This window comes from Streptomyces sp. NPDC028635 (assembly GCF_040637635.1).
Lineage (GTDB): Bacteria > Actinomycetota > Actinomycetes > Streptomycetales > Streptomycetaceae > Streptomyces.
This window is the reverse complement of sequence record NZ_JBEZWX010000019.1, coordinates 62,428-88,020: the sequence shown is the minus strand read 5'-3', so window position 1 is coordinate 88,020 and position 25,593 is coordinate 62,428. Positions and strand designations below refer to the sequence as shown.

The 25,593-nt window shown below is 71.6% G+C and carries 25 protein-coding genes; 14 read left to right on the top strand and 11 right to left on the bottom strand.

The features are described from left to right. The first annotated feature begins 11 nt into the window (after positions 1 to 11). Both AB0E88_RS21270 and AB0E88_RS21265 read left to right on the top strand, forming a co-directional pair. Positions 12 to 866: a carbohydrate ABC transporter permease gene (locus AB0E88_RS21270; RefSeq protein ID WP_361632561.1), complete on the top strand. Its 855-nt coding sequence runs from the start codon at positions 12 to 14 to the stop codon at positions 864 to 866. Next, entirely contained in the window at positions 863 to 2,242 is a 1,380-nt protein-coding gene (locus tag AB0E88_RS21265; protein WP_361632559.1) for a glycoside hydrolase family 32 protein, read from the top strand. The genes AB0E88_RS21270 and AB0E88_RS21265 overlap by 4 nt, the downstream gene beginning before the upstream one ends. Here AB0E88_RS21265 and AB0E88_RS21260 read toward each other — a convergent pair. Beyond that, positions 2,205 to 3,284, bottom strand: a complete 1,080-nt coding sequence (locus AB0E88_RS21260) for a LacI family DNA-binding transcriptional regulator (RefSeq protein ID WP_361632557.1) — start codon at positions 3,282 to 3,284, stop codon at positions 2,205 to 2,207. The genes AB0E88_RS21265 and AB0E88_RS21260 overlap by 38 nt on opposite strands. Positions 3,285 to 3,364: 80 nt before the next feature. Between AB0E88_RS21260 and AB0E88_RS21255 the strand changes: the two genes are divergently transcribed. Both AB0E88_RS21255 and AB0E88_RS21250 read left to right on the top strand, forming a co-directional pair. Further along, positions 3,365 to 4,198: an aldo/keto reductase gene (locus AB0E88_RS21255; protein ID WP_361632555.1), complete on the top strand. Its 834-nt coding sequence runs from the start codon at positions 3,365 to 3,367 to the stop codon at positions 4,196 to 4,198. 45 nt (positions 4,199 to 4,243) lie between these two features. Continuing rightward, entirely contained in the window at positions 4,244 to 4,816 is a 573-nt protein-coding gene (locus AB0E88_RS21250) for a DNA polymerase ligase N-terminal domain-containing protein (protein WP_361632553.1), read from the top strand. Between the two features lie 4 nt (positions 4,817 to 4,820). Here the strand turns inward: AB0E88_RS21250 and AB0E88_RS21245 are convergent, their stop codons facing one another. The 3 genes from AB0E88_RS21245 to AB0E88_RS21235 all read right to left on the bottom strand — a co-directional run bounded on the left by AB0E88_RS21245 (position 4,821) and on the right by AB0E88_RS21235 (position 6,259). Then, entirely contained in the window at positions 4,821 to 5,276 is a 456-nt protein-coding gene (locus tag AB0E88_RS21245; RefSeq protein ID WP_361632631.1) for a peroxiredoxin, read from the bottom strand. Further along, the gene (locus tag AB0E88_RS21240; RefSeq protein ID WP_361632551.1) at positions 5,276 to 5,650 is read right to left on the bottom strand and encodes a DoxX family protein; all 375 of its coding nucleotides are present in this window, start codon (positions 5,648 to 5,650) and stop codon (positions 5,276 to 5,278) included. The genes AB0E88_RS21245 and AB0E88_RS21240 overlap by 1 nt, the downstream gene beginning before the upstream one ends. Positions 5,651 to 5,755: 105 nt before the next feature. After that, complete coding sequence (locus AB0E88_RS21235) at positions 5,756 to 6,259, bottom strand: MarR family transcriptional regulator (protein ID WP_361632549.1); 504 nt, start codon at positions 6,257 to 6,259, stop codon at positions 5,756 to 5,758. Positions 6,260 to 6,408: 149 nt separating this feature from the next. Here AB0E88_RS21235 and ligD point away from each other — a divergent pair, with 149 nt between their 5' ends. From ligD to hemC, 3 genes are all read left to right on the top strand, one after another. Beyond that, positions 6,409 to 7,392, top strand: a complete 984-nt coding sequence (gene ligD / locus AB0E88_RS21230) for a non-homologous end-joining DNA ligase (protein ID WP_361632547.1) — start codon at positions 6,409 to 6,411, stop codon at positions 7,390 to 7,392. A 123-nt stretch (positions 7,393 to 7,515) separates the two neighbouring features. Beyond that, positions 7,516 to 8,283, top strand: coding sequence for an NPP1 family protein (locus AB0E88_RS21225; RefSeq protein WP_361632545.1), 768 nt, complete (start codon positions 7,516 to 7,518; stop codon positions 8,281 to 8,283). Positions 8,284 to 8,521: 238 nt separating this feature from the next. Continuing rightward, complete coding sequence (gene hemC, locus AB0E88_RS21220) at positions 8,522 to 9,457, top strand: hydroxymethylbilane synthase (protein ID WP_361632543.1); 936 nt, start codon at positions 8,522 to 8,524, stop codon at positions 9,455 to 9,457. Positions 9,458 to 9,497: 40 nt separating this feature from the next. On the opposite strand, the gene AB0E88_RS21215 is transcribed toward hemC, so the two are convergent. The 4 genes from AB0E88_RS21215 to AB0E88_RS21200 form a co-directional block, all read right to left on the bottom strand. Beyond that, on the bottom strand, positions 9,498 to 10,019 hold the full coding sequence (locus AB0E88_RS21215; RefSeq protein WP_361632541.1) for a hypothetical protein: 522 nt from the start codon (positions 10,017 to 10,019) through the stop codon (positions 9,498 to 9,500). A 216-nt stretch (positions 10,020 to 10,235) separates the two neighbouring features. Further along, entirely contained in the window at positions 10,236 to 11,084 is an 849-nt protein-coding gene (locus AB0E88_RS21210; RefSeq protein ID WP_361632539.1) for an ABC transporter permease, read from the bottom strand. Next, positions 11,044 to 11,916: an ATP-binding cassette domain-containing protein gene (locus AB0E88_RS21205; RefSeq protein ID WP_361632537.1), complete on the bottom strand. Its 873-nt coding sequence runs from the start codon at positions 11,914 to 11,916 to the stop codon at positions 11,044 to 11,046. Before AB0E88_RS21205 ends, AB0E88_RS21210 begins: the two co-directional genes overlap by 41 nt. Then, positions 11,913 to 12,368: a MarR family transcriptional regulator gene (locus AB0E88_RS21200; protein WP_361632535.1), complete on the bottom strand. Its 456-nt coding sequence runs from the start codon at positions 12,366 to 12,368 to the stop codon at positions 11,913 to 11,915. Before AB0E88_RS21200 ends, AB0E88_RS21205 begins: the two co-directional genes overlap by 4 nt. Positions 12,369 to 12,651: 283 nt before the next feature. On the opposite strand from AB0E88_RS21200, the gene AB0E88_RS21195 reads away from it, so the two are divergent. Then, on the top strand, positions 12,652 to 13,443 hold the full coding sequence (locus tag AB0E88_RS21195) for an RNA polymerase sigma factor SigF (protein ID WP_361632533.1): 792 nt from the start codon (positions 12,652 to 12,654) through the stop codon (positions 13,441 to 13,443). Between the two features lie 78 nt (positions 13,444 to 13,521). On the opposite strand, the gene AB0E88_RS21190 is transcribed toward AB0E88_RS21195, so the two are convergent. Further along, the gene (locus AB0E88_RS21190; protein WP_361632531.1) at positions 13,522 to 13,857 is read right to left on the bottom strand and encodes an ANTAR domain-containing protein; all 336 of its coding nucleotides are present in this window, start codon (positions 13,855 to 13,857) and stop codon (positions 13,522 to 13,524) included. Positions 13,858 to 13,987: 130 nt separating this feature from the next. On the opposite strand from AB0E88_RS21190, the gene AB0E88_RS21185 reads away from it, so the two are divergent. Beyond that, entirely contained in the window at positions 13,988 to 14,806 is an 819-nt protein-coding gene (locus AB0E88_RS21185) for a VOC family protein (protein ID WP_361632529.1), read from the top strand. 68 nt (positions 14,807 to 14,874) lie between these two features. On the opposite strand, the gene glgX is transcribed toward AB0E88_RS21185, so the two are convergent. Both glgX and AB0E88_RS21175 read right to left on the bottom strand, forming a co-directional pair. Beyond that, the gene (gene glgX / locus AB0E88_RS21180) at positions 14,875 to 17,019 is read right to left on the bottom strand and encodes a glycogen debranching protein GlgX (RefSeq protein ID WP_361632629.1); all 2,145 of its coding nucleotides are present in this window, start codon (positions 17,017 to 17,019) and stop codon (positions 14,875 to 14,877) included. A gap of 29 nt (positions 17,020 to 17,048) precedes the next feature. Continuing rightward, positions 17,049 to 17,555 carry a pep a2 gene (locus tag AB0E88_RS21175; RefSeq protein ID WP_361632527.1) on the bottom strand — a complete coding sequence of 169 codons (507 nt, stop codon included), beginning with the start codon at positions 17,553 to 17,555 and terminating at the stop codon, positions 17,049 to 17,051. 292 nt (positions 17,556 to 17,847) lie between these two features. Between AB0E88_RS21175 and AB0E88_RS21170 the strand changes: the two genes are divergently transcribed. From AB0E88_RS21170 to glgB, 5 genes are all read left to right on the top strand, one after another. Continuing rightward, positions 17,848 to 18,147, top strand: a complete 300-nt coding sequence (locus AB0E88_RS21170; protein ID WP_361632525.1) for a DUF5133 domain-containing protein — start codon at positions 17,848 to 17,850, stop codon at positions 18,145 to 18,147. A gap of 72 nt (positions 18,148 to 18,219) precedes the next feature. Next, positions 18,220 to 20,175, top strand: coding sequence for an alpha-1,4-glucan--maltose-1-phosphate maltosyltransferase (locus AB0E88_RS21165; RefSeq protein ID WP_361632523.1), 1,956 nt, complete (start codon positions 18,220 to 18,222; stop codon positions 20,173 to 20,175). Between the two features lie 32 nt (positions 20,176 to 20,207). After that, positions 20,208 to 21,926 carry a maltose alpha-D-glucosyltransferase gene (treS, locus tag AB0E88_RS21160; RefSeq protein ID WP_361632521.1) on the top strand — a complete coding sequence of 573 codons (1,719 nt, stop codon included), beginning with the start codon at positions 20,208 to 20,210 and terminating at the stop codon, positions 21,924 to 21,926. Between the two features lie 25 nt (positions 21,927 to 21,951). Next, on the top strand, positions 21,952 to 23,340 hold the full coding sequence (locus AB0E88_RS21155) for a maltokinase (RefSeq protein WP_361632519.1): 1,389 nt from the start codon (positions 21,952 to 21,954) through the stop codon (positions 23,338 to 23,340). Positions 23,341 to 23,343: 3 nt separating this feature from the next. After that, positions 23,344 to 25,557: a 1,4-alpha-glucan branching enzyme gene (glgB, locus tag AB0E88_RS21150; protein ID WP_361632518.1), complete on the top strand. Its 2,214-nt coding sequence runs from the start codon at positions 23,344 to 23,346 to the stop codon at positions 25,555 to 25,557. Positions 25,558 to 25,593 lie beyond the last annotated feature (36 nt).

Sequence of the window (25,593 nt, the reverse complement as noted above, 5' to 3'; positions counted from 1 at the left end):
CGGTGAGCGACATGAGCCAAGCGACCCCGACCCTGAGCCGTACCCGCCACTCCCTCGCGCCCTGGGCGCGCGTCGCCGGTCTGACGGTGTGCGCCCTGCTGACGCTGGGGCCGGTGATCTGGACCCTGTCCACCTCGCTGCGCACCCCCGCCGAGTCCTTCGACCTGCCGCCGCGGATCATTCCGGCGCACCCCACGGCCGCGGCGTACCGGGGGGTGTTCGACCAGATCGACGTATGGCTGCTGGCGCTGAACTCCACGCTGGTGACCGCGCTGGTCGCGGCCGGCCAGATGATCACGGCGGGCCTCGCGGGCTACGCCTTCGCGCGCCTGGAGTTCCGCTTCAAGAAGCCCCTGTTCGCCCTGGTGCTGGCGACGATGATGGTGCCGCTCCAGGTGACGATCGTGCCGGTCTTCCTGGTGCTGAAGTCGATGGGGCTGACCGACACCCTGCTCGGCCTGATCGTCCCGGCCTTCCCGACCGCGTTCGGCACCTTCCTGATGCGCCAGTACTTCCTCGGCATGCCGAAGGACCTGGGCGAGGCGGCGATGCTGGACGGCGCGGGACCGTGGCGGACGTTCCGTTCCGTCTACGCGCCGCTGGCCGCGCCCGGCCTCGCCATCGTCGGCGTCCTCGCCTTCAACTATCACTGGAACGAGTTCTTCCGGCCGCTGATCCTGGAGACCTCCAGCCAGAACTACACGCTGCCGCTGGGCCTGGTCTCCCTCCAGGGCAACCTCGGCACCGGCTCGATCTCCGTCGTCCTCGCCGGAGTCGTGCTGTCCATGATCCCCGCCGTCGCCGTGTTCCTCGTCGGCCAGCGCCCTCTCCGTGAGGGCATCACCTCCGCAGGAGTCAACCGTTGAGCCTCGCCCATGCCCCGCGCTTCCGGGTCCGCCCGCCCGCCCACTGGGTCAACGACCCCAACGGGCCCTTCCGCTGGCGTGGCCGGTACCACCTCTTCTACCAGCACAACCCCGGGGCTCCGGTGCACGGAGACATCCACTGGGGGCACGCCTCCAGTGACGATCTGGCCCGTTGGACGCACCACCCGATCGCGCTGACGCCCACCCCCGGCGGCCCCGACGAGGCGGGCTGCTGGTCGGGGTGCCTGGTCGACGACGGCGGTGTGCCGACCGCGGTGTACACCGGGATCGACCACCATCACACCGGCCTCGGCGCGATCTGCCTGGCCCGCGCCGCCGACCCGGACGACGCCACGCTGACCGAGTGGAAGGTCCTGCCCGAACCCGTGCTGTCCGGCCCGCCCGAGGGCCTGGACGTGGTGATGTTCCGCGACCCGTTCGTCTTCCGCCACGCCGGCCACCGCTGGGCTCTGGTCGGCGCGGGCCACGCCGACGGTACGCCCTCGGTCCTGCTGTACGACTGCGACGACCTGACGGCGTGGCGGTTCGCGGGCGTGCTCCTGGACGGCAACGACCCGGTCGCGGCGGACGCGTTCGGTGACAAGGCGGTGGGCTGGGAGTGCCCGCAGCTCGCCCTCACGCCGGGCGGCGCGTGGGTGCTGGTGCTGTCGCTGTGGGACGGCGACCCCTGTTCCACCGGCTACCTGACGGGACGTGTGGTGGACGACGCGGAGGGCGGCCTGCGGTTCGAGGCGGGCTCGGGCGGCCGCCTCGACCACGGCCGCGACTTCTACGCGCCCGCCGTGCTCCAGGAACCGGGCCGCGCCCTGATGTGGGGCTGGTCCTGGGAGGCACGGGACCCGGCCGAGGCCGAGCGCGCGGGCTGGGCCGGCGTGCTCACCGCACCCCGGATCCTCGACGTGGCCGAGGACGGCGCCCTGTGCCTCTCCCCCGCCCCGGAGCTGGCCCTCCTGCGCGCCCCCGAGCCGTTCGTGACGGCTCCGGCCCGGGCACCGCTGCCGGAGGCGTACGACCTGGAGGTCACCGCGAGTGCGCCGGTCACCCTGTCGCTGCTGCGGTCGCCGTCCGGTGAGGAGCTGACCGTCCGGCTGGACCCCCAGGCGGGCACCGTGACCCTCGACCGCTCCGCCTGGCCCCGTGCGGGCCGGGAGGGCTCGGCACCCCTGGTGGTGCGGACCGAGGCCCGCGCGGTCCGCGTGCTGGCCGACGGTTCCTTGCTGGAGCTGTTCGCCGACGGCCACGCCATGGTCACCGAGCGCGTCTACCGGCGGCCCGGCGATGTGCCCGAGCTGACCGTCGCCGGTGGAGATGCGACGGTCACCGGATGGGCGCTGGTCCCACCGACGCACGGCTGACCACCGGGCACGCGATCCGCCGTACCGTCGCCGCCGGGGTGCGGCCCGTGTCGATCGCGTCCAGCAGCAGCGTGGCGGCGGCCTCGCCCATCTCCCGGTGCGGCAGGGCCACGCTCGTCAGCGCGGGAGTGAGGAAGGCGGCCATGTGCTCCTGGTCGTCGTAACCGACGACGGACAGGTCGGCGGGGACATCGATCCCGAGCCGGGTCGCGGCGTGCAGGACGCCCGCCGCGACCCGGTCGTTGTAGGCGAAGATCCCGGTCGGGCGGCGGTCGGCCGCTGCACCCTCGAGGAGGCGCACGGCGCCCTCGTAGCCGCCGGCGATCTCCCCGCCGGTGCGCACCACCCACTCCTTGGGGACCGTGATGCCCTCGGCGCGCAGCGTGTCACGGAAGCCGCGCAGCCGCTCGACGGAGGCGATGTCGTCGAGGCCGCCGATGTGCGCGAGGCGCCGGTGGCCCTGGTCGAGCAGCAGCCGGGCCGCCGTGCGGCCGCCGGCGCGTTCGGCGGGGATGACGGCGGGCAGGGAGTCGTCCTCGGGCAGGCAGTTGGCCAGCACCGAGTGCGTCCGGTGCAGCCCCTCGGGGACGCGGACGCGGCGCAGGGACATCGCCGCGTAGATGATGCCGTCCACGCGCCGGTGGAGCAGTTCGGCGACGGCCGCGTCCTCCTTGGCCGGGTCGCCGCCGGAGTCGACGGTGAGGACCAGGTGCTCGCGGCCCCACGCGGTCTCCATGGCGCCGCGCAGCAGCCGCCCGGCGAACGGCGAGGACGCGATCTCGTCGGTGACCAGTCCGATCACGGCGGTACGGCGGCGGCGCAGTCCGCGGGCGACGGGGTCGGGCCGGTAGCCGAGCTGGGCGGCGGCCTGGCGGATGCGTTCCTGGGTGGCGGGCGAGAGGTTGCCCTCGGCCCGGCCGTTGAAGACGAAGGAGACCGCGGTGTGCGACACCCCGGCGAGCCGTGCCACGTCGCGTGACGTGGCGCGCGTGCCCGCGGGGCGCTGTTCCTCGGTGCCGCCCATGCCGTCCGCTGTCCTCATCCCCACCCGGTCCGGTTGATCACTGCTCACCCTATCCGTGACGCTGGTAGGACGACACAGCCGAGGGGAAGGTCCGACCCGTGAGCGAGATCCCGACGTACACCCTCAACGACGGCATGGTGATCCCGGCCCTCGGGCTCGGCACCTGGCCGATGGACGACGCGCTGGCCGAGCAGGCCGTGCGCGACGCGCTCGCCCTGGGCTACCGCCTGGTGGACACGGCGGCGAACTACGGCAACGAGACCGGCGTGGGCCGGGGCATCGCGGGCAGTGACGTGCCCCGCGAGGACGTGGTGGTGACGACGAAGCTGCCGGGCCGCCACCACGGCTACGAGGAGACCCTCGCCTCCTTCGAGGAGTCCCGCCGGCGTCTCGGCCTCGACCACGTGGACCTCTATCTGATCCACTGGCCGCTCCCCCGCGTCGACAAGTACGTCGACTCCTGGCGGGCGATGATCAAACTGCGGGAGGACGGCCTGGTCCGCTCGATCGGCGTCTCCAATTTCACGCCGGAGCACATCGCACGGCTGCACAAGGAGACCGGCGTCCTGCCCAGCGTGAACCAGGTCGAGCTGCACCCGCTCTTCCCGCAGCGCGAGCTGCGCGCCTTTAACGCCGAGCGGAACATCGTCACCGAGAGCTGGAGCCCGCTCGGCCGGGGCAGCCATCTGCTGGACGACCCGAGGATCGCGGGCATCGCCCGGAAGTACGGGGTGTCGCCCGGCCAGGTCGTGCTGCGCTGGCACGTCCAGCTGGGCGCCCTGCCGATCCCCAAGTCCGCCGACCACGAACGCCGGCGGGACAACCTGGACGTCTTCGGCTTCGAGCTGGACGCCGAGGAGATGGAGGCCGTGGGCCACCACCACGGCACGCGCCGGCTGGGCGGCGACCCGGAGACGCACGAGGAGTTCTGAGCCGACGCGCGGGGTACCCGTCGCCGTCGTCGGAAGGAGGATCCGGTGGAGCGCTTGCGGGAGTACCAGGCCAAACGGGACTTCGACCGCACCGCGGAGCCGCGGGGCCGTACCACGGCCTCGGGTGACGAGCCCCGGTTCGTGGTCCAGATCCACGACGCGCGGCGGATGCACTTCGACTTCCGGTTGCAGGTCGGCGACGTGCTGAAGTCCTGGTCGGTGCCGAAGGGGCCGTCCGGTGACCCGCACGACAAGCGGCTGGCCGTGCCCACCGAGGACCACCCGCTGGAGTACGAGGACTTCGAGGGGGTGATCCCCAAGGGCGAGTACGGCGGCGGCACGGTGATCGTCTGGGACGCCGGGACCTACGAACCGCTGAGCCACGACCGCCGCGGCCGTCCCGTCGACTTCGCGGAGTCGCTGGTGCGCGGGCACGCCACGTTCCGGCTGAAGGGGAGCAAGCTGCGCGGGGAGTACGCGCTCACCCGGTTCCGGGACGGTGACTGGCTGCTGGTCAAGGCCGGACACCCGGCCCCCGGCCGCGGCACTCCCGATCCGCGCCGCGCCCGCTCGGTCCGCACGGGCCGGACCCTGGCCCAGGTCGCCGCGGACGGGTGAGCCCTCACTTCCGGTGCTTGCGCAGCGCGGCCAGTGCCCGGTCCGCGTGCGTGTTCATCCGCAGTTCGCTGCGGACGACCTCGACGACGGTACGGTCCTCGGCGATGACGAAGGTGACCCGTTTGGTGGGCGCGAGGGAGAACCCGCGCTTCACCCCGAAGCGCTCGCGCACGGCGCCGTCGACGTCGGCGAGCAGCGGCACACCCAGCGCATGACGCGCGGCGAACTCCTGCTGCCGGTCCACGGCGTCACCGCTGATCCCGACCGCGCGGGCCCCGACGGCGGCGAACTCGGCGGCGAGATCCCGGAAGTGACAGGCCTCGGCGGTGCAGCCGGGCGTGAGTGCGGCCGGGTAGAAGAAGAGCACGACCGGCCCGTCGGCGAGGAACTCGGTGAGCCGCCGGACCGTGCCCGTCTCATCGGGCAGGGCGAAGTCCTCGACCCGGTCTCCCACGGTGATCACGGCCGCACCTCCGCGGCGCGCGCGACACCCCGCGCCCACAGCACGAGCGGCACCTGAAGGGGCAGCCGCGCGAGGGCCGCGGTCCGCTGCGGTGCCGGACGCCGACGCCAGTCGACGGCCATCTTCACATTCGCCGGGAAGACCCCGACGAAGAACCCGGCCGCCGCCAGCGCGGCGGTGCGCCGGGTGCGCGGAACCGCCAGACCCGCCGCGAGGGCCAGTTCGGCGGCGCCGCTGGCGTACGTCCAGGTGCGTGGCCGCCCGGGCAGCGCGCGCGGGATGGTCGCGTCGAACGGACGGGGCGCGGCGAAGTGGGCGACACCCGCCGCGGCCAGCAGACCGGCGAGCAGCAGGGGTGAGCGTTCGGGCACGGTTCCTCCTGAGGACGACCAGGCGCGCGATATTACTGGAGAGTAATTCGCTTGGTACAGCCCGCCGCCGGACGGGAACGAGCCGCCGGCACCCGAGAGCGACGATCAGGCGTCGCCGTCCTCCTCCACCAGCGCGGCCCGGGCCAGGAAGTCGTCCACCATGCGGTGGAACAGCGTGGCGAGCCGGCGCAGATCGTCCGTGGACCACTCGGCCAACGCGAGCTGCATCCCCCGCGCTCCCGCGTCCCGGACGGCGTCCACCGCACGGCGCCCCGCCTCCGTCAGCTCAATGCGCTGGGCGCGCCCGTCGTCGGGATCGGGCACCCGGGTGACGTACCCGGACTTCTGCAACTGCTGCACGGTGCGCGTGACGTGCGAGGCTTCCACGCCGAGCCGGTTGGCCAGCTCGCCGGAGCGCAGGGGTTCGGAGTCGGCGACCTGGCGCAGCAGGGCTACCGCGGCCCGGTCCAGCGGGACGCCCGCCAGGGCCATCAGCCGCTCGTGCTGCCGCGCCCGGGTGCTGAGATACGTGATCCGGTTCAGAGCGCGCTCGATCTCGGCGACTTCCGGGGACGCGGCGGGGGCGGCGGGAAGCGGTGATGATGCCATGCATCCACGGTACCATATACTTGCGTAAGTCAAGTAATCTCACGCCCGGGACGGTCCGCTGCGCTCCGAGGAGCCGCACGCCGACCCGTTCAGGCGAATCCCCCGCGCCGCGCGCGTGAGCGCCTGCCTGCGCGTCCACCTTTCAGGACGTGACCCTGCCACTGATCGTTCCCATGCTCGCCACCCCCGGCACCCTGCCGCCCGCCTCCCAGGACTCCCGCTGGGCGTACGAGACGAAGCAGGACGGGCAGCGGGTCGTGGCCTATCTGGCCGGGGACGGCAGCGTGGTGCTGCGGGCCCGCTCCGGTGAGGTCATCACCGCCGCCTACCCGGAGCTGCACGCGCTGGGCGACGCGCTCGGCGCCACTCCTGCCGTGCTGGACGGAGAGGTGCTCGCCCTGGACGCGCGGGGCCGGGCGGATTTCCAGCTGCTGCAGTCCCGCATGGGGCTCGCCCACGCCCCGGCCCGCGCGGCACGCAAGGCGGCCGAGCAGCCCGTCCACCTCGTCCTGTTCGACGTTCTGCACCTCGCCGGCCGCTCGCTGCTGGCCCTGCCGTACCGGCAGCGGCGCACCCGGCTGGAGGCGCTCGGCCTCGACGGACCGTACTGGTCGACCCCGGCGGCGCTCGCCGGGCATGGCGCCGAGGCGCTGGCGGCCACCCGCGAACACGGCCTGGAGGGCCTGGTGTGCAAGCGCCTGGACTCCGTGTACGAGCCGGGGGTGCGCTCCCGTGCCTGGATCAAGATCCGCAATATGCACGGCGTGGACGTGATCGTGGGCGGCTGGCTGCCGGGCAGGGGACGGCTGTCGGGGCTGCCGGGCGCGGTGCTGGTCGGCCAGCGCGACGCGGCCGGCGCCCTGCGGTACGTGGGCGGGGTGGGCACCGGCTGGAGCGAGCAGGAGCGGACCCATCTGGCGGCACTGCTCGACGAGTTGGCCACCGATGCCTGCCCGTTCGCACCCCGCCCGAAGGTGGCGGGGGCTCGATGGGTGCTGCCCCGGCTCGTCGGCGAGGTGCGCTACAGCACCCGGACCCGGGCCGGGATGCTGCGCCAGCCGTCCTGGCTGCGGCTGCGGCAGGACCTCACCCCCGAGGAGTCGGCCGCCGATCTGCCCGACCCCTCGTCATGATCCTTGCGTTCGGCGGGACTTCACCGAGGAGATACCCCGCCCCTCTTGGCGCGGACATGTAAGACGCGGGACGCTGGACGCCCCCACGGCCGCCCGGCGCCCCCGCGCCAGGAGGAGGACGCAGTGACGTTCAAGGTCCACCGCAGGAGATGGCTCACCGGACTCGGCGGCGCGCTCGCGCTCGTCGTCGCCCTCCCCACCGCCGCCTTCGCCGCCCCGCCGCAGGCCCTGCCTGCCAACGCCGACAGCCTGGAGCGCACCTTCCAGCCGGCGTTCGACTACGACACCGACGGCTGCTATCCCACGCCGGCCATCGGCCCGGACGGCACCGTCAACGGCGGGCTGAAGCCGACCGGCGCCCTCAACGGCAACTGCCATGACGCCGCCGACCTGGACAACACCAACGGCTACTCCCGCTCCAAGTGCAACAACGGCTGGTGCGTCATCCTCTACGGCCTGTACTTCGAGAAGGACCAGGCTCTGCCCGGCAGCAGCATCGGCGGACACCGCCACGACTGGGAGCACGTGGCGGTGTGGGTGCAGGACGACCAGGTCAAGTACGTCTCCACGTCCAACCACGGCTCGTTCACCGTGCACCCGGCGTCCGAGGTGCGCTTCGAGGGCACCCACGCCAAGGTCGTCTATCACAAGGACGGCATCGGCACGCACTGCTTCCGCCTGGCCAACACGAACGACGAGCCGCCGGAGAACCACCGGCACACCTGGCAGTACCCGCCGCTCGTCGGCTGGGACGGCTACCCGCCGGGCATCCGCGAGAAGCTGAGCGCCTACGACTTCGGCAGTGCGCACTTCGGCCTGAAGGACGGCAGCTTCGCCTCCCACCTGGCCTCGGCCGAGCCCGCCGGCCTCCCCTTCGACCCGAACGCCTGACCTGCGTGGCCCCGGACGCCGCACTGACCCGGCTCAAGCCCCGTGGCGCGACGCCGGGTTCGTCCGGCTCCCCGGGGCCCGGGGCCCGTCCGTCCGGCGGATCGGGTGCCGAGCTGCTGAGAGGCGCGTGAATACCCGCACCGCTTCCACGACCGGCTCGGCGCCCGGGCCCGGCAGAGTCTGCGCCACAGCCTGGCCGTGGCGCGCTGAGCGGCCTGGAGGGTCTATCGTGGCCCGCATGTCCGTTCCGGAACTGATGCGCATCGTCTCCCGCGACTCGCCGATGGCACTGGCCCAAGTGGAGCGCGTGCGCGCCGAGTTGGCCGCACTGCACCCCGGAGTGCGCACCGAGGTCGTACCGGTGAGGACCACCGGGGACAAGTGGCTCGGCGATCTGTCCCAGGTCGAGGGCAAGGGCGCCTTCACCAAGGAGGTCGACGCCGCGCTGCTGGCCGGGGAGGCCGACCTCGCGGTGCACTGCGTCAAGGACGTGCCCGCGGACCGGCCGCTGCCGGCCGGGACGGTCTTCGCCGCGTTCCTGAAGAGGGACGACATCCGGGACGCCCTCGTGCACCCGGACGGGCTCACCCTCGACGAACTCCCCGCCGGCACCCGCGTCGGCACCTCCTCGGTGCGCCGGATCGCCCAACTGGCGGCCACTCACCCGCACCTGACGTGCGTGCCGTTCCGCGGCAACGCCAACCGCCGGCTGGAGAAGCTGGCGGCCGGGGACGCCGACGCGCTGCTGCTGGCGGTGTCGGGACTGGAGCGCATCGGGCGGCCGGACGTCATCAGCGAGGTGCTCTCCCCCGACGTGATGATGCCGCCGATCGGCGCGGGCATCCTCGCCCTGCAGTGCCGGCAGGACGACGGCGACCTCATCGACGCCGTCAGCGCGCTCGGCGATCCCGGCACACACCGGGAGGCCACGGCGGAGCGGATGTTCCTGCATGTGCTGCAGGGCCACTGCAACAGCCCGATCGCCGGCTTCGCCCGCGTGGACCGCAGTGGGGAACTCTCGCTGCGCGCCTGTGTCTTCACCCCGGACGGCAAGACCCGTCTGAACGCCCACGAGTGGGCCGGGCGGCTGGACCCGGCCACGCTGGGCACGTCGGTGGCGGTGGCGCTGCTGCGGCAGGGTGCACGCGAGATCATCGACGGCATCGCGCACTGAGCGGACACCGTCGCACGTCACCGCGCGGGCGGCCGGAGCGTCAGGCGGTGCCCTCTTCGGCCTGGTCGCGCAGGAACGTGCTGACCTGGTGGGCCAGGCAGTCGCGGCCCGCGCCGGTCGGGACGTGGGAGGGCTGCGCCTTCACGCCCAGCCCGCCGGTCCACATCCGGCGCTCCGCCCACTCCTCGTCGACCCGCAGCTGGACCTGGACGTCCACCTGGCTCAGCGCGTCCTCGGCGCCGGCGGCGTACAGCACGGCGGTGACCCGGCGCAGCGGGTAGACGTCGAAGCCCTCGATGAACTGCGAGTTGCGCCAGTCGATGAACGCGCCCTCGCCGTCGGCCCCGACGCGCACGTCGATCTGGCCGTCCTCGAGGTGGACGCCGAACCGCTCGGGTCCGCGGTTCTCGACCGTCACCCGCAGCGCGAAGTACGTCAGCCCCTCGGCCGCGTCGTCCCGTCCGCGCGGCGGCTCCGCCTGCTCCAGACGGTGGACGCGGACGCGCAGACCGGCATGCTCCTCGTACTCGTGCCAGTCCCCGACCACGTTCGGCTCGTACACAGTCCACCTCTCGACTTCTGAGAGCTGCTTCCTATCCAGGCGGTCAGGGCACTGTCAAATGCGCCTCAGGCGCTGTGGCCAGCGGATTCGGCGTCGGTGATCGGTGATCAAGCCGTGCGCAGGGAGAATCGGTTTCCGGTCGTTCGGCCTGTTTTCAGGGGCGTGCCGCACATCACGTCCGCGGCCATGATCATCGATCTTGACGGTGAGTCATGATCAGCGGGCCAGCCGGCCCAGCAGCGAGGAGGCGGCGGCGATGCCGAGCGCGGCGGCCACCAGGAGCACCGCGAAGTCCGCGCCCAGGTGCGCGGGGGTGCCCAGCAGCAGTCCGCGCAGGGCGTCGACCTGGTAACTGAGCGGGTTGGCCCGGCTGACCGCCTGGAGCCAGCCGGGCATGACGGCGAGGGGGTAGAGGGCGTTGGAGCCGAAGAACAGCGGCATGGTGATCGCCTGCCCGAAGCCCATCAGCCGGTCGCGGCTGAGCACGATGCCGGCGATGGTCATCGACAGGCAGGAGAAGAAGGCCGATCCGAGGACCACGGCCGCCGCGACGGCGAGCAGCTTCAGCGGGTTCCAGGTCAGGGCGACGCCGAGCGCCGCGGCGATGACGAGGACGACGACCGCCTGCACAAGTGCCTTGACCCCGGCGGCGAATGCCTTGCCGGTGATGAGCGCGGCGCGCGGAGTCGGCGTGACCAGCAGCTTGTTGAGGACTCCCGCGTCGCGTTCCCAGATGATCTGGATGCCGTAGAAGATGGCGATGAACATCGCGGACTGGGCGATGATGCCGGGCGCCAGGTAGTCGACGTAGGGAATGCCGCCGGTCGGGATCGCCCGGATGCGGGTGAAGGTCTGACCGAAGATCAGCAGCCACAGGGCGGGCTGCACGGCCCGGGTGTACAGCTCGGTGCGGTCGTGGCGCAGCTTCTGCAGTTCGACCGCGCACATCGCGAACACCCGCGCGGGCACCAGCCGCCAGGGCGCCCTCGGCGCTGGCGGGCGCAGCAGGAGGCCGAGCGCGGGGTCAGCCGACGCGGCGTGCGGTGCGGCGGGTCGATCGGACATCGCGGAAGTCTCCTGAGGTGTCGTCGAGGCCGCTGCCGGCGACGTCGCGGAAGACGTCCTCCAGCGTGGCCGGGGTCGCCGTGCCGCGCCGTGCGGCGAGCCCGGCGCGCAGTTCGGCGGGGGTGCCGAGGGCCCGGATGCGGCCGCGGTGCATCAGGCCGACCCGGTCGCAGTACTGATCGGCCTCGTCCATGTAGTGCGTGGTCACCAGGACCGTCATGCCGGTGGCGGCCCGTACGGCGTTGATGTGCTCCCACACGCCGGTACGGGCGATGGGGTCCAGGCCGATGGTCGGCTCGTCGAGGATGAGCAGGCGGGGCGCGCTGACGAGGGCCTGGGCGAGTTCGAGGCGGCGGACCATGCCGCCGGAGTACGTCCCGGCGAGTCGGTCGGCGGCGTCGGCGAGGTCGACGGCGGTGAGCGCCTGGGTGACCCGGGCGGCGCGTTCACGGCGCGGCACGTCGAAGACGCGGGCGAACAGGGCGACGTTCTCGCGGCCGGTCAGGCTCGCGTCGGCGGACAGCTGCTGCGGCACGTAACCGAGCAGGCGCCGTACCGCCATTTGCGCGCGGGCCGCGTCGTGGCCGAAGACGCGGATCGTGTCCGGCGGGACGGGGAGCAGGGTGGTCAGGCAGCGGATCGCGGTGGTCTTGCCGGCGCCGTTCGGCCCGAGCAGACCGAAGACCTCGCCCTGCCGGACGGTCAGGTCGAGCCCGTCGACCGCCTTCGTCGCACCGAAGGCGTGGACCAGGCCGGTGCAGGTCACGGCGTCGGGGGCGGGATCGGCCGGGGGGCCGGTCACGGTCGTGGGACGGGTCGCGGGGTCGGTCATGGGGTCTCCCCCTCCTGCCTCAGACTCTCGGCCAGCCGGCGCAGGGCCGGTACCGCGGCGCGCAGCGCCTCCCGGTCGGCCTCGGGCAGCTCGGCGAGGTGGCGGTCCAGCAGAGCGGCGCGGCGCTCCTGCCAGTCCCGCAGCCGCTTGAGCGCGGCGTCGGTCGGCAGCAGACGGGCGGCGCGCCGGTCGGCGGGATCGGTCTCGCGGACCAGGTAGCCGTCCCGGACCAGGTGGTTGACCAGTGTGGAGACGGAATTGCCCGCGAGGCAGAGCTCCTTGGCCGCCTCGGAGATGCCGATGCCGGGTCGGGCCTCGACCAGTCGCAGCAGTTCGACCTCGGCGCCGCGCAGCCGTGGGGCGGTCAGTCCGGCACGCAGGCGGCGACGGGTCAGCCGGTGCACCCCCACGAGGGCGCCGGCGAGTTCCTCCGGGAGGGGGTCCTGGTCCACACTCCCCAGATTAGCTCTGTGTCAGAGGTATTCCGGGCCAAGGGCAGGTCAAGAAATACGGCGTTCCCGGATTCACGCAGCGGCCTCGACCAGTCGCAAATCGTGATGTTCTCCGCGTATCGGGTTTCACCCGGATGGAAGCAGGGAATCTGCATCTCAGTGCTTCGGACAGGAGGCACCTCCGTGGGCCCGGTGTACCGGACCCGACGCCCTCCATGTCCGGTCCGCGCGCCCGTCCCACGGTGTCTGTCCACCCAGCATCCGCTGAGGGAGGCGCGCATCGATGCGTACCGCCATCAGGACGCAGCAGCATCCGCACGACGACGCCCCCGACACCGCCGCCGATTTCGCCCGCCTGGCGACGCTGCCCGACGGCGCCGAGCGCAAGGCTCTGCGCGACGAGCTGGTCCGCCAGTGGCTGCCCATGGCCGAGCGGATCGCCGTACGTTTCCGCGGCCGCGGGGAGTCCCTCGAGGACCTCTACCAGGTCGCCGCCCTCGGGCTCGTGAAGGCCGTCGACCACTTCGACCCGGACCGCGGCGGAGCCTTCGAGGCGTACGCCGTGCCGACGATCACCGGTGAGATCAAGCGGCACTTCCGTGACCACATGTGGACGCTGCACGTGCCGCGCCGGGTCCAGGACCTGCGCAACCGCGTCCGGCGCGCGGTCAAGGAACTCGGCCAGACCATCCCGGGGCGGCAGCCCACCATCGCCGAGATCGCCGCGTACGCCCAGCTCACCGAGCAGGAGGTACGGACCGGCATGGAGGCGCTGGAGTGCTTCTCCGCGCTGTCGCTGGAGGCTGAGATGCCCGGCACCGACGGCTACGCCCTCGGCGACGCGCTCGGCGGCCCGGACCCCGGCTTCGACACCGTCGTGGACCGCGAGGCGGTCAAGCCCTGCCTGCAGGCCCTCCCGGAGCGCGAGCGGACCATCCTCTACCTGCGGTTCTTCCAGGGGATGACGCAGAGCCGGATCGCCGAGCAGCTGGGCATCTCCCAGATGCACGTCTCGCGGCTGCTCAGCGGCTGCTTCGCCCAGCTGCGTGAGGAGATCCTCGCCGAGCGTCAGTGACCAGCGGACGCGGGCCGGGGCAGCGGTCCGCGGTGATCCGGAGACTCCGCGGTATTCCGGATTCCGGAGACGGGGGCGTCACCCGGTCGGTGGCGTCCCCGGGATCTGCGTGGGGCCGTGGCGGTCCATGGCGTCCTCGAGCTCCGCACGGATCTGTGGCGGCATCTCCCCGGTGCGGGCCCAAATCACTATCAGCTCCGCGACGTTGCGGAGCTTGATGTTGGTGTGCTGGGAGACCTCCTTCAGGACCTGCCAGCCCTGATCGGGTGTCATCCGGCCGAGTGCCACGATCATTCCGATCGCCTGGTCGACCACCGCGTGCGAGGTGACCGCTTCCTTGAGCTGATCCACTTCTTCCTGGAGCTCGAAGAGCCGACCGGTTTCGTCGTCCGGGTCCCGCGGTACTCGTGCCACCTCTCCAACGTTGCCCCCGGGGGCCGCCCGCCGCCACCGGGGGTATTCGACAGGCGGCCCGCAGGGGTCCGGCCGGACACTGGAGGTGGACCGGTGGCCGACCGGCCGAAGAGATCAGGACGCGAGCGCCATGAACCACGACACGCCACCCTCCCCACCGTCCCCGCGAGCGACCGAGGTCGTCTCGTCCCACCACGTCTTCGGCGCGCCCTGCTGGGTGAGCCTGACCAGCCGTGATCTGGAGACCACCCAGGACTTCTACTCCGCGGTGCTGGGGTGGAAGTGGCGCAAGGGGAAGCTGGGTGACCGGTTCCGCATCGCGCTGGCCGACGACGTGCCGGTCGCCGGGATCGCCGCGGTCGCCACGATGTGGCAGATGGCGGTGGCGTGGACGCCGTACTTCGCGGTGCCGAGCGCCGACGAGGCCGTGTCACGGGCGCGCGAGCGGGGCGGGACGGTGGCCGTCGGGCCGATCTCGCTGCCGCCGGGACGGGCCGCGCTGATCGCGGACCGGGACGGCGCGACGTTCGGGATCTGGGAGGGCGAGCTCTTCACCAACTGGGAGAGCTGGCGGCAGGCCTCGCCGGCCTTCATCCGGCTGCACACCCGCGACGCGTTCGACGCGGCGATCTTCTACGGCGAGATCCTCGACTGGGCGTCCCGGCTGCCCGGCTGCTGCGAGGTGGGGTACGAGGGTGACGAGGTGGTGCTGCGCAGCGAGGGGGAGATCGTGGCGCGCATCGAGTCGGGTGCGCTGGAGGCGGCGCCCGATCCGACGATCCGGCCGCACTGGCAGGTCCACTTCGCCGTCGCCGACGTGACGGCGTGCGCGTTGACCGCGGAGCAGCACGGGGGGAGCGTGCTGGGCAAGGGCGCGGACGAGGCCGTGCTGCGGGATCCCGACGGCGCTCAGTTCACGATCACCTCCCGCGGGGCTTCGCTGCGCTGAGGACGTCGCCCCCCGGCACGCGAGGCGCCGCCGCTCCCCTTGGTGGGGGGCGGCGGCGCCTTGTGCGGTCAGGAGCGTTCGCGCGGCGGCGCCGGGTTCCTCCGGCCCCGGGACGGGCGGGAGAGGACGACCAGGCTGCGGGGGGCGACCGTGACGTCCGTCGCCGCCTTGTACTCGGTTTCGTCGGGCGTGCCGTCCGGTTCCGCGGTGTCGATGCGGGCCGTCCAGCGGTCGCCGTACGGGGGGTCGGGGAGGGTGAAGACCACTGGCTCCCAGTAGCTGTTGAGCAGGAGGAGGAAGGAGTCGTCGACGACCGGGCGGCCGTAGCGGTCCGGTTCGGCGATGGCGTCGCCGTTGAGGAACACGCCGATGCAGTGGGCGTCGGAGCGCTGCCACTCCTCGTCGGTCATCTCCTGGGCGTCCGGCAGCAGCCAGACCAGGTCGGGCAGGGGCTGGTCGGCGTTGGTCGCGGTCTCGCCGCGGAAGAAGCGGCGGCGGCGCAGGACCGGGTGCTCGGCGCGCAGCTGGATGAGGCGGCGCGTGAAGCCGGCCAGGTCGCGCTGTTCGTCGGTCAGCCGCCAGTCGATCCAGGAGATGTCGTTGTCCTGGCAGTAGGCGTTGTTGTTGCCGCGCTGGGTGCGTCCGAGTTCGTCGCCGTGGGACAGCATCGGGATGCCCTGGGACAGCAGCAGGGTGGCGAGCAGGTTGCGCTGCTGGCGGGCGCGCAGTTCCAGGACGGCGGGGTTGGCGGTCTCGCCCTCGGTGCCGCAGTTCCAGGAGCGGTTGTGGCTCTCGCCGTCGCGGTTGCCCTCGCCGTTGGCCTCGTTGTGCTTGTCGTTGTAGGAGACCAGGTCGCGCAGGGTGAACCCGTCGTGCGCGGTGACGAAGTTGACGCTGGCGCGCGGGCGGCGCCGGTTGTGCTGGTAGAGGTCGGAGGAGCCGGTCAGGCGGGAGGCGAACTCGCCGAGTGAGCCGGGCTCGGTGCGCCAGAAGTCGCGTACCGTGTCGCGGTACTTGCCGTTCCACTCCGACCACAGCGGCGGGAAGTTGCCGACCTGGTAGCCGCCCTCGCCGACGTCCCAGGGCTCGGCGATCAGCTTCACCCTGCTGATCACCGGGTCCTGCTGGATGAGGTCGAAGAAGGCCGAGAGCCGGTCCACCTCGTGGAACTGCCTCGCCAGTGTGGCCGCGAGGTCGAAGCGGAACCCGTCGACGTGCATCTCTGTCACCCAGTACCGCAGCGAGTCCATGATCAGCTGCAGCACGTACGGGTGGCGCATCAGCAGGCTGTTGCCGGTGCCGGTGGTGTCGTAGTAGTGCGCGAAGTCGCCGTCCACCAGGCGGTAGTACGAGGCGTTGTCGATGCCGCGGAAGGACAGGGTCGGGCCCTTCTCGTTGCCCTCGGCCGTGTGGTTGTAGACGACGTCGAGGATCACCTCGAGGCCGGCCTCGTGCATCGCCTTGACCATCGACTTGAACTCCGCGACCTGCTGGCCCCGGCTGCCGTGGGCGGCGTAGGCGTTGTGCGGGGCGAAGAAGCCGATGGTGTTGTAGCCCCAGTAGTTGGCCAGGCCCTTGTCCTGCAGCACGCCGTCCTGGACGAACTGGTGGACCGGCATCAGCTCCACCGCGGTCACCCCTAGCGAGGTCAGGTGGTCGAGGACGGCCGGGTGGGCGAGGCCGGCGTAGGTGCCGCGCAGCTCGGGCGGCACGTCCGGGTGGGTGCGGGTCAGGCCGCGCACGTGCGCCTCGTAGATCACGCTGTCGGCGTAGGGGGTGCGCGGCGGCCGGTCGTCGCCCCAGTCGAAGTACGGGTCGGTGACCACGCCGAGCATGGTGTGCCCGGCGCTGTCGGCCGGGTCGGGGCCCTGGGGGTTGCGCTCGTACAGCGAGGGATGGTTGTCGATCTGGCCGTCGACCGCACGTGCGTACGGGTCGAGGAGCAGCTTCGCGGGGTTGCAGCGGTGGCCCATGGCGGGCGCCCACGGCCCGTGCACCCGGTAGCCGTAGCGCTGGCCGGGGCCGACGCCCGGGAGGTAGCCGTGCCAGACGAAGCCGTCCGCCTCGGTCAGCGGGACGGTGCGGTGGGCGCCGCGGTCGTCGACGAGGATCAGTTCGACGCGCTCGGCGACCTCGCTGAACAGCGCGAAGTTGGTGCCCTGGCCGTCATGGACGGCACCCAGCGGGTAGGGGTGCCCGCTCCAGACGGGCACCCCTGCCTTCTTCTTCGGGTCGGTGGTCGTCACCGGCTCGCCTCCAGTACGTCGCCCACCGGTTCGCCCGCCAGGGCGACGGTCCTGAGCGCACGCGGCACCTGGAGCATCTCGCGCAGGGCCGGGAACGGTGTGGTCGGGATGAGGGGCTCGCGGTCGCCGACGCGGGCCCGCTGCGAGAACCAGATGACCTTGCTGCCGGTGTCGGTGGCGCAGCACCCCCACCCGTCGCTGCTCGCCGCGAGGCGCTCCAGGCAGCTGCGCAGGTCCTGGTCCGGGCGCAGGTCGCAGTCGTTCTCCCCGATGGCGGTGATCAGGTGCTGACCGTTCCACCACAGCTCGATGGAGGTGTTCTTGTCGGTGGCGTGTTCGTCGATGGCCTGCAGCAGCATCTCGGTGCTGCGGCACACGGGCTCGACCAGGTTCTCCAGGTCCCAGTACTTCAGGTGCGCGGCCAGAATGCGCCTGACCTGTCCGACCCGTTCCGGGCTGACTTCCACGTCGAGGTGGTAGTAGCAGGGCACTGCGGTCTTCATCGTCGTTGGCTCCTCACCGGCGACGCTCAGGCTCCCAACGCCCTGGCGGGCGGAACCCCGAACACGAAGCGTGAGCGATGTTCGCTTCTGAGTCACCTCCCACACTGAGGGTGATACGCCATTCGTGCAACACGAGCGCACCACGGCCAAGATCCAACAGGACGGTAGGTCATCGCGCGTGCACCATAAGTGAAGGCCACGAGAGGTTTTTCGGCTGATGCCCCTCTGCGTACGCGGCCGGCCCGTCCGTCGGGCGTCATACCTCTCGCACTCCTGGAAGGTGAACAGCGCCATGCTGCTACCCGCGAAAGCCGAAGTCGCCAGGCATCTGCAGCGTTACCGCGCGTGGGAGCGGGCCATGCTCGCCTCCCCGGCCGACAGCGCGGTCAGGGCCACCTTCGAGGACACCGGATACACCCTGTGCGTGCTGATGGGCAAGCGTTGCGCCCGGGAGGCCGCCGACGCAGCCGAACGGTATCTGCGGTCGGACGCGGCCACCTCCCTGTGGCAGGGCGCCCCGCGACGACGGACGAAAAACGTGGCGCGCAGGAGTGGATCACGCTCCGCCCGGCGTTTCCCGGCGGAGCACTAGCCCTCCTCCGGTGCAGCTTGGACATCCACCAGCCGGGCCACGGCCCGGCTTCGAGCACGCAGGAGGTTCACGATGAAGTCCACCAGGCCCATCGGCCGTATCCCCGTGCGGGATGTCCATCCGCGCGTGGAGTGCGGCAGGCGACCGGCGAAGGCCGTCGTGGGCGAGACGTTCCAGGTGACCGCGACCGTGTTCCGCGAGGGGCACGACGCGGTCGCCGCGAACGTCGTCCTGCGCGGTCCCGACGGCCGCAAGGGGCCGTGGACACCCATGCGTGAACTGGCCGAGGGCAGCGACCGCTGGGGCGCCGAGGTGACGCCGGACGCGGAGGGCCACTGGACGTACACCGTGGAGGCGTGGAGCGATCCGGTCACCACCTGGCGCCGGCACGCGGCGATCAAGATCCCGGCGGACATCGACACGGGCCTGGTGCTGGAGGAGGGCGGCCAGCTGTACGAGCGGGCGGCGGCCCGGGCACCGCGCGGCCCGGCGCGCGTCCTGCTGCGGCAGACCGCGAAGACCCTCCTCGACGACTCGCTGCCGGTGCAGGAGCGTTACGCCGCGGCCCTGGCGCCGGAGGTGGACGAGGTGCTGGCCCGCCATCCGCTGCGGGAACTGGTCACCGCGTCCAAGGCCATGCCGCTGCTGGTGGAGCGGGAGCGGGCGCTGTTCGGGTCCTGGTACGAGTTCTTCCCGCGCTCGGAGGGCACGCCGGAGCAGCCGCACGGCACCTTCCGCACCGCCGCCCGGCGGCTGCCGAAGATCGCCGCGATGGGCTTCGACGTCGTCTATCTGCCGCCGATCCATCCGATCGGCACGACCTTCCGCAAGGGGAAGAACAACACCCTGACCGCCGGTACCGACGACGTGGGCGTGCCCTGGGCGATCGGTTCACCGGAGGGCGGGCACGACGCCGTCCACCCGCAGCTGGGGACGATCGAGGACTTCGACTGGTTCGTGGGGCAGGCGCGCTCCCATGGCCTGGAGATCGCCCTCGACTTCGCGCTCCAGTGCTCCCCCGACCACCCGTGGGTGCACAAGTACCCGGAGTGGTTCCACCACCGGCCCGACGGGACGATCGCCTACGCCGAGAACCCGCCGAAGAAGTACCAGGACATCTATCCGATCGCCTTCGACCAGGACATGGACGGCCTGGTCACGGAGACGGTCCGCGTCCTGCGGCACTGGATGGAGCACGGGGTGCGGATCTTCCGCGTCGACAACCCGCACACCAAGCCGGTGGTCTTCTGGGAGCGGGTCATCGCGGACGTCAACGCCTCCGACCCGGACGTGATCTTCCTGGCCGAGGCGTTCACCCGCCCGGCCATGATGCACACCCTCGGTCAGATCGGTTTCCAGCAGTCGTACACGTACTTCACCTGGCGCAACAGCAAGCAGGAGCTGACGGAGTACCTCACGGAGCTGTCCGGCGAGGCGGCTTCCTACATGCGGCCGAACTTCTTCGCCAACACCCCGGACATCCTGCCCGGCTACCTCCAGCACGGCGGACGGGCCGCCTTCGAGGTGCGTGCCGTCCTCGCCGCGACCCTCTCCCCCACCTGGGGCGTCTACTCCGGCTACGAGCTGTGCGAGAACACGCCGCTGAAGCCGGGCAGCGAGGAGTACCTCGACTCGGAGAAGTACCAGCTCGTCGCGCGTGACTGGGGGGCCGCCGAGCGCGAGGGCCGCACCATCGCCCCGCTGATCACCCGCCTCAACGAGATCCGGCGCGGCCACCCGGCGCTCCGCCGGCTCCGCAACCTCCGTTTCCACACCACCGACAACGACGCGGTCATCGCCTACAGCAAGCGCGAGGGCGACGACACGGTTCTGGTGGTGGCGAACCTCGACCCGCACCACACCCAGGAGGCCACGGTCTCGTTGGACATGCCGCACCTCGGCCTGGACTGGCACGCCGAGACGACCGTGCACGACGAACTGACCGGTGCTGACTACCGCTGGTCCGGCGCCAACTACGTGCGCCTCGACCCCGGTCGGACGCCGGCCCACGTGTTCCACGTCCGGTGAGTCACCCCACGCAACGGAGGTCGATCAGCCCCATGTCCGTCAACTCGCCCGTCCCGGACACCTTCGAGGACACCCCGGCCAAGGACCGGGACCCCGACTGGTTCAAGCGCGCCGTCTTCTACGAGGTCCTCGTCCGCTCCTTCCAGGACAGCAACGGCGACGGCGTCGGCGACCTCAAGGGACTCACCGCCAAACTCGACTATCTGCAGTGGCTGGGCGTCGACTGCCTGTGGCTGCCGCCCTTCTTCAAGTCACCGCTGCGGGACGGCGGCTACGACGTCGCCGACTACACCTCGGTACTGCCCGAGTTCGGCGACCTGGCGGACTTCGTGGAGTTCGTCGACGCCGCCCACCAGCGCGGCATGCGCGTGATCATCGACTTCGTCATGAACCACACCAGCGACCAGCACCCGTGGTTCCAGGAGTCGCGCAACAACCCCGACGGGCCGTACGGGGACTTCTACATGTGGGCCGACGACGACAAGGGATACGCGGACGCCCGGATCATCTTCGTCGACACCGAGGTCTCGAACTGGACCTTCGATCCGGTGCGCAAGCAGTACTACTTCCACCGGTTCTTCTCCCACCAGCCCGACCTCAACTACGAGAACCCGGCGGTGCAGGAGGAGATCCTGGCCGCGCTGCGGTTCTGGCTGGACCTCGGCATCGACGGCTTCCGGCTGGACGCGGTGCCGTACCTGTACGCGGAGGAAGGCAGCAACTGCGAAAACCTTCCGGCAACCCATGAGTTCCTGAAGCGGGTGCGCCGCGAGATCGACCTCATGTACCCGGACACCGTGCTGCTGGCGGAGGCCAACCAGTGGCCGGAGGACGTGGTCGACTACTTCGGCGACTACTCCGCCGGCGGCGACGAGTGCCACATGGCCTTCCACTTCCCGGTCATGCCGCGCATCTTCATGGCCGTGCGACGGGAATCCCGCTACCCGGTCTCCGAGATCCTCGCGAAGACCCCGCCGATCCCGTCCGGCTGCCAGTGGGGCATCTTCCTGCGCAACCACGACGAGCTGACGCTCGAGATGGTCACGGACGAAGAGCGCGACTACATGTGGGCCGAGTACGCCAAGGACCCGCGGATGCGCGCCAACATCGGCATCCGCCGCCGGCTCGCGCCCCTGCTGGACAACGACCGCAACACCATCGAACTCTTCACCGCGCTGCTGCTGTCCCTGCCCGGATCGCCGATCATCTACTACGGCGACGAGATCGGCATGGGCGACAACATCTGGCTCGGTGACCGCGACGCGGTGCGCACCCCCATGCAGTGGACCCCGGACCGCAACGCCGGCTTCTCCACGGCCGACCCCGGGCGGCTCTATCTGCCCACGATCATGGACCCGGTCTACGGCTACCAGGTCACCAACGTCGAGGCGTCCATGGCGTCGCCCTCCTCGCTGCTGCACTGGACGCGCCGGATGATCGAGATCCGCAAGCAGAACCCCGCCTTCGGACTGGGCACCTACACGGAGCTGACCTCGTCGAACCCGGCGGTGCTGGCGTTCCTGCGCGAGTACGAGGACGACCTCGTGCTGTGCGTGCACAACTTCTCCCGCTTCGCCCAGCCCACCGAGCTGGACCTGCGGGCCTACAACGGCCGCCATCCGGTCGAACTCTTCGGCGGGGTGCGCTTCCCTGCCATCGGAGAGCTGCCCTACCTGCTCACCATCGCAGGCCACGGCTTCTACTGGTTCCGGCTCGCCCGAGTCGCATCCCGCATCGGCCGCCGACAGTAGCGCGCCGAGGAAAGGACGCGTCACCATGCCGAAGACCGCATCCCTCCAGCCGAGCACTGCCGGCGTCGCTCTGCATCTGGACTCGCTCGCGGGTCTGCTGCGCGAGTGGCTGCCGCGGCAACGCTGGTTCGCCGGGAAGGACCGGCCGGTCACGGATCTGCGTCTGCTGTCGATGACCGAGCTGTTCCCGGGCTGTCTGCATGTGCTCATCCATGCCGCGCACGCCGGGTCGCCTCCGCCGCACGCCGGTGTGCCCGCGCCCGGCGGAACGGTGGCCCCGGCCGGCGGCGACTGCTACCAGTTGCTGCTCGGCTTCCAGGAGCATCTCTCGCCCCGGCTGGGCAAGGCGCTGATCGGGCGGGCGGAGAGCGGCCCGATGGCCGGTCTCACGGTCTACGACGCGCTGCTGGACCCGCGCTCGGCGCATCTGCTGCTGGAGCGGATGCGGCACACCGGGACGCTCGGGCCGCTGCTGTTCGACTCCGATCCGTCGGTGCCGATCCCGTCCGGTCTCGCGCCCCGGCTGCTGGACGCCGAGCAGTCCAACACGTCGCTGGTGTACGGCGACGCGTTCATCCTGAAACTGTTCCGGCGGATCCAGCCCGGCATCAACCCGGATCTGGAGGTGCCGCTGGCGCTCGCCCGGGAGGGCTGTGCGCGGGTGCCGGCCCCCGTGGCCTGGGTGCGCACCAGCCAGCCCCAGGAGGCGACGCTGGGCGTGCTGCAGCCGTTCCTGCCGAACGCGTCCGACGGCTGGACGCTGGCCCTGCAGGCCCTCTCCCGCGGAGAGGACTTCACGGCTGAGGCGAGCGCGCTGGGCGCCGCCACCGCCGAGGTGCACCTCGCGCTGGCCGCGGCCTTCCCGGCCGGGGGCCACGCGGAGAACGCCCGGCTGGCGGCGGCGATGACCGAGCGGCTGGACGCCGCCGCCCACCAGGTGAAGGCGCTGCGCCCGCACGTGCCGGGACTGCGGGCGGCCTTCGGCGCGCTCGTGGCCTGCGACCCGGGGCCCCCGGCCCAGCGCATCCACGGCGACCTGCACCTGGGCCAGGTGCTGCGCGCCGGACGGGAGTGGTTCGTCATCGACTTCGAGGGCGAACCGTCGCGGCCGCTGGCCGAGCGGCGCAGCACGCATTCACCGGTGCGGGACATCGCCGGCATGCTGCGCTCCTTCGACTACGCGGCCCGCCAGCGCCGGCCGTGGCGGCCCGAGTGGGCGCGCCGCTGCCGGGAGGCCTACTGCGCGGGCTATGCCGCGCGGGCGGGCTGGGACCCACGCAAGAAACACGCCCTGCTGCGCGCCTACGAGACCGACAGGGCTGTGTACGAAGTGCTCTACGAGGCCAAGCACCGTCCTGCCTGGCTTCCCGTACCCATGGCGGCGATCGAACGACTCGCCGTGAGAGGAGACTGACCCGTGGCGCTCCGCGACACCTCACTCCCCGAGCCGTCGGGCCCGGCCCGCACAGCGGCCACCGACCTGGACCCGGCCGACCGGGGCAGGCTGCTGGCGGGTGCCCATCACGATCCGCACGCCCTGCTGGGCGCCCACCCCGTACCCGGCGGGGTGCTCTTCCGGGCGCTGCGCCCCTTCGCCCGCGCGGTCACCGTGGTGGCCGGCCGCAAGCGGCATCCGCTGACCTCGGACGGTGACGGCCTGTTCTCGGCCGTGCTGCCGCTGAAGAAGATCCCGGCCTACAAGCTGGCGGTGGCCTACGAGGACGCCGAGTACGTGGTGGACGACCCGTACCGGTTCCTGCCGGCGCTCGGCGAGTTCGACCTGCACCTGATCCGGGAGGGCCGGCACGAGCAGCTGTGGAAGGCGCTCGGCGCGGAGCCGATGACCCACGAGGGCGTGACCGGCACCCGGTTCACGGTGTGGGCGCCGAACGCGCAGGGCGTGCGGGTCGCCGCGGACTTCACCTACTGGGACGGCACCCAGTTCCCGATGCGCTCGCTGGGCGCGTCCGGGGTGTGGGAGCTGTTCCTGCCCGGCGTCGGCGAGGGCACCCGGTACAAGTTCGAGATCACCTCGCGCCACGGCCACCGGTTCCTCAAGGCGGACCCGATGGCGCGGTGCACGGAGGTGCCGCCGGACACGGCGTCGATCGTCACGGCGTCGCGTCACGAGTGGGCCGACGCGGACTGGATGGCGCACCGCGGTGACGTGCCGGTGCACCAGGCGCCGTTCTCGGTCTACGAGGTCCACCTGCCGTCCTGGCGTCCGGGCCTGACCTACCGCGAGCTGGCCGAGGAACTGCCGGCGTACGTGCGGGACATGGGCTTCACGCATGTGGAACTGATGCCGGTCGCCGGGCACCCGTTCAGCGGGTCCTGGGGCTACCAGGTCACGTCGTACTACGCGCCGATGCCGCGGCTGGGCACCCCGGACGACTTCCGCTACTTCGTCGACGCCTGCCACCGGGCCGGCATCGGCGTGATCATGGACTGGGTGCCGGCGCACTTCCCGAAGGACGACTGGGCGCTGGCCCGCTTCGACGGGGACCCGCTGTACGAACCCGGGGACGACCAGCGGGCGGAGCACCCGGACTGGGGGACGTACGAGTTCGACTACGGCCGTACGGAGGTGCGCAACTTCCTGGTCGCCAACGCGGTGTACTGGTGCGAGGAGTTCCACATCGACGGCCTGCGCGTGGACGCCGTCGCCTCGATGCTCTACCTGGACTACTCGCGCGAGGAAGGCCAGTGGACGCCGAACATCTTCGGCGGCAACGAGGACCTGGCCGCCAAGGCGTTCCTGCAGGAGATGAACGCCACGGTCTACCGGCGCTGCCCGGGGATCGTGACGATCGCGGAGGAGTCCACGGCCTGGGACGGCGTGACCCGGCCCACGGACAGCGGCGGCCTGGGCTTCGGGCTGAAGTGGAACATGGGCTGGATGCACGACTCCCTGCAGTACATGAGCAAGGAGCCGATCCACCGCAAGTACCACCATCACGAGATGACGTTCTCGATGGTGTACGCCTACAGCGAGAACTACGTCCTGCCGATCAGCCACGACGAGGTGGTGCACGGCAAGCAGGCCCTGGCGTCGAAGATGCCGGGCGACTGGTGGCAGCGCCGCGCCAACCACCGTGCCTACCTGGGCTTCATGTGGGCGCACCCGGGCAAGCAACTGCTCTTCATGGGGCAGGAGTTCGCCCAGGGCGGCGAATGGAACGTGGAGCACGGTCCGGAGTGGTGGCTGATGGACCCCGGCCACATGGCGGCGGGGGACCACCGCGGGGTGCAGGAGCTGGTGCGGGATCTGAACACCCTGTACCTGTCCACGCCGGCGCTGTGGCAGCGGGACACGGACCCGGCCGGTTTCCGCTGGGTGGCGTGCGACGCCGCCGACGACAACGTGTTCGCGTTCGTGCGGCACGACGCCGAGGGCGCTCCGCTGCTGGCGGTGTCCAACTTCTCGCCCGTCGTCCGCCACGACTACGTCCTGCACGTCGGCGACGACGTCACGGCCTGGCAGGAGGTCCTCAACACCGACGCGGCGAAGTACGGCGGCAGCGACGTCACGCTCCCGGACCCGGTCAAGCCGGAGGACGGCAGGATCCGGCTCACGCTGCCTCCGCTGGCGACGGTGTGGATGTCGTCGTATCCTCCGCGTTCCATCTGACGATCACGGGGAACCCGACTGTGCGTCCCGTAGCGG

Bases quoted from the DNA above. Each gene is read 5' to 3' on its own strand.
- AB0E88_RS21270 (WP_361632561.1), top strand. From the start codon at position 12: ATGAGCCAAGCGACCCCGACCCTGAGCCGTACCCGCCACTCCCTCGCG.
- AB0E88_RS21260 (WP_361632557.1), bottom strand. From the start codon at position 3,284: ATGAGGACAGCGGACGGCATGGGCGGCACCGAGGAACAGCGCCCCGCG.
- AB0E88_RS21235 (WP_361632549.1), bottom strand. From the start codon at position 6,259: ATGGCATCATCACCGCTTCCCGCCGCCCCCGCCGCGTCCCCGGAAGTC.
- hemC (WP_361632543.1), top strand. From the start codon at position 8,522: ATGTCCGTTCCGGAACTGATGCGCATCGTCTCCCGCGACTCGCCGATG.
- AB0E88_RS21210 (WP_361632539.1), bottom strand. From the start codon at position 11,084: ATGTCCGATCGACCCGCCGCACCGCACGCCGCGTCGGCTGACCCCGCG.
- AB0E88_RS21205 (WP_361632537.1), bottom strand. From the start codon at position 11,916: ATGACCGACCCCGCGACCCGTCCCACGACCGTGACCGGCCCCCCGGCC.
- AB0E88_RS21195 (WP_361632533.1), top strand. From the start codon at position 12,652: ATGCGTACCGCCATCAGGACGCAGCAGCATCCGCACGACGACGCCCCC.
- AB0E88_RS21185 (WP_361632529.1), top strand. From the start codon at position 13,988: ATGAACCACGACACGCCACCCTCCCCACCGTCCCCGCGAGCGACCGAG.
- AB0E88_RS21175 (WP_361632527.1), bottom strand. From the start codon at position 17,555: ATGAAGACCGCAGTGCCCTGCTACTACCACCTCGACGTGGAAGTCAGC.
- AB0E88_RS21170 (WP_361632525.1), top strand. From the start codon at position 17,848: ATGCTGCTACCCGCGAAAGCCGAAGTCGCCAGGCATCTGCAGCGTTAC.
- AB0E88_RS21165 (WP_361632523.1), top strand. From the start codon at position 18,220: ATGAAGTCCACCAGGCCCATCGGCCGTATCCCCGTGCGGGATGTCCAT.
- treS (WP_361632521.1), top strand. From the start codon at position 20,208: ATGTCCGTCAACTCGCCCGTCCCGGACACCTTCGAGGACACCCCGGCC.
- AB0E88_RS21155 (WP_361632519.1), top strand. From the start codon at position 21,952: ATGCCGAAGACCGCATCCCTCCAGCCGAGCACTGCCGGCGTCGCTCTG.